General features: G+C 75.8%; 2 protein-coding genes. Both read left to right on the forward strand.

The features are described 5' to 3' along the window. On the forward strand, nt 1–1,454 hold a 1,454-nt coding region (locus VGD85_RS14245), incomplete at its 5' end, for a hypothetical protein (protein ID WP_331064100.1). Continuing rightward, nucleotides 1,451–2,669, forward strand: a 1,219-nt coding sequence (locus VGD85_RS14250) for an acyltransferase (RefSeq protein WP_331064101.1), incomplete at its 3' end; no start/stop codon positions are given. The genes VGD85_RS14245 and VGD85_RS14250, both read left to right, overlap by 4 nt.

Raw genomic sequence — 2,669 nt, forward strand, 5'->3', positions numbered from 1 at the left:
CGACGGCGAGCGTGCCGACGCGGCTCGAGGCGAGCGACCGGACCCCCGCGACCGCCGGGAGCGCCGACGCCTACGCGAGCGCCGTGGTGCCCCACCTGGACGTGCTCGGCGAGCTGGGGGAGGTCCCCGCGCCGACCGCGGAGGCCCGCCGGGAGGTCGCCGACGCGGCGGTCCCGGAGCTGGACGCCCTCGCGGTCCACCTGCGCGCGCACCCCGGCGATCACGATCGGCTGGTGGCCGACGTGGAGGCGCGTGGCCTCGACGTGGACTGGTCGCGCCTCAACGCCGGCCGGGCCCGCGAGCTGGCGATCGTCTACTGCTTCCCGCCCTGGAGCGGCACCAGCGGCCTCGTCGCCGCGCGCCGGGTCCGGGCCCGGGCCGCCGTCGTCGACGTGATCACCCAGCAGATGGACAACATCCGCGCCCGCGACGAGGCCTCGCGGGCGATCGCGGCGCCGTACGTCGCCGACCAGGTCGTCGTCCCCGGTGACGCGACCTTCGCCCAGTGGGACGGCATCGTGCGGTACGTCGACGCCACGACCGAGCTGATCGAGGAGGGCGCGCTCGCCGGGCGTCACCACGCGACGATGTACTCCCGGGCGATGTTCCCCGCCTCCCACGTCGCGGCCGCGCGGCACAAGCTGCGCCAGCCCGAGGTGCGGTGGCGCGCGGAGTTCTCCGACCCGCTCTCCAAGGACGTGCACGGGCAGGAGCGCGGGGCGATGCTGCGACGCGGCCCGCTGCTCGCCGAGCTGCGGCGCGGCCTGGCCGCCACCGGGGTGGACGCCCCCGACCACCTGCGGCTGCTGCCGTGGGTGGAGCACCTCGCCTACGCGCTCGCGGACGAGATCGTGTTCACGAACGAGAACCAGCGCGACTACATGCTGGGCTACTGCCCCGACCCGGAGCTGCGGGCCCGGGTCGAGCAGCGCTCCTCGGTGTCGCACCACCCGACGCTGCCGCCGCCGTTCTACCGGCGCGAGCCGTCGGACTACGACCTCGATCCCGACCGGGTGCACGTGGGCTACTTCGGGGTCTTCTACGCCACCCGCGGCCTCACCGAGGTCACCGACGCGCTCGCCGGCCTGCCCGGGCCGGTCCGCGCCCGGGTGCAGCTGCACGTCTTCACCACCGACCCCGCGGAGGTCGCGGCCGGCGTCGCCGCCGCCGGGCTGGGCGACGTGGTCCGGGTCAACGGCTACCGGCCGTTCCTGGAGTTCTTGCACCTCACGACCCGCTTCGACGTGCTCCTGGTCAACGACGCCGACCACGAGGGCATCAACCCCTACCTGCCCTCCAAGCTCTCCGACTACCTCGGCAGCGGCTCCGACGTGTGGGCGATCAGCCAGCCGGGCAGCGTGCTCTCCCGCCAGCCGGTCGCGTACGCGACCTCGCTGCACGACGTCGGCGCGGCGGCCGAGGTCCTCACGCGCATCGCCTCGAGGCGCCCGTGACCGCCGCGACCGGGACCAGGTCGGAGGACCACGCCACCGCCGCCGGCACCCGGGCCGATCGCGGCGCCCGCGCCGGGCTGCGCACCGACATCGAGGGCCTGCGCGCGGTCGCGGTCGGCACGGTGCTCGTCTACCACGCGAGCTCGGCGTACCTCCCCGGTGGCTTCGTGGGCGTCGACGTGTTCTTCGTGATCAGCGGCTTCCTGATCACCTCGCTGCTGCTGCGCGAGGCCGAGCGCACCGGCTCGGTCTCGCTGGTCGGGTTCTACGCCCGCCGGGTCCGCCGGCTGCTGCCGGCCGCCTCGCTGGTGCTGCTGGCGACGGTGCTCGCCGGCTGGCTCCTGCTGCCCCGGTCGGCCCACGGCGACCTCGCCACCGACACGGCCGCCGCGACCGGGTACGTCGTCAACTGGGCGCTGGCCGCGCGCTCGGTCGACTACCTCGCCGAGGGCGCGCTGCCCTCGGCGGTCCAGCACTACTGGTCGCTGTCGGTCGAGGAGCAGTACTACGTCCTGTGGCCGCTGCTCGTGCTTGCGGTGCTGTTCGTGGCGCGCCGGACCCGGCGGCCACCGCGGCTGATGTTCGCCGCCGCGGCCGGGGCGGTGCTCGTCGTGTCGTTCGCGTACGGCGTGGTCGCGACCGCGTCGGACCCGGCCACGGCGTACTTCGTGACCCCGACGCGGCTCTGGGAGCTCGCGATCGGCTCCGTGCTGGCGTGCCTCGCGGTGGAGGCGGCGCGGCTGCCCCGGGTCGCGGCCGAGGTGCTGGCCGCGGCCGGGGTCGCCGGGATCGTCGTGGCGTCGGCGGCGTACTCGACCTCGACCGCGTGGCCGGGCACCGCGGCGGCGCTGCCGACCGTCGCGACCGCGGCCGTGATCGCCGCCGGGTGCGCCTCGAGCGGCACAATCGCCGCGCGGGCGCTCTCGCTGCGCCCGCTGGTGTGGGTGGGCGGGCTGTCCTATGCGATCTACCTGTGGCACTGGCCGCTGCTGGTCATCGCGCGCGCCGACCACCACCTCGGCCGACTCGACGCGCTGGGCGTCGCCCTGCTGTCGGTGCCGCTGGCCTGGCTGACCCGGACCCTGGTCGAGGACCGGGTCCGGTTCCACCCGGTGCTCGTCGCCCGGCCCTGGCGGGCGCTCGCGATCGGCGGGGTCGCCATGACCGCCTGCCTGGCGGCCGCGGCCGCGCTCTGGTGGTCGGCGCCGCGCCTCG

The sequence above is a fragment of the Nocardioides sp. genome, from assembly GCF_036401255.1.
Lineage (GTDB): Bacteria > Actinomycetota > Actinomycetes > Propionibacteriales > Nocardioidaceae > Nocardioides.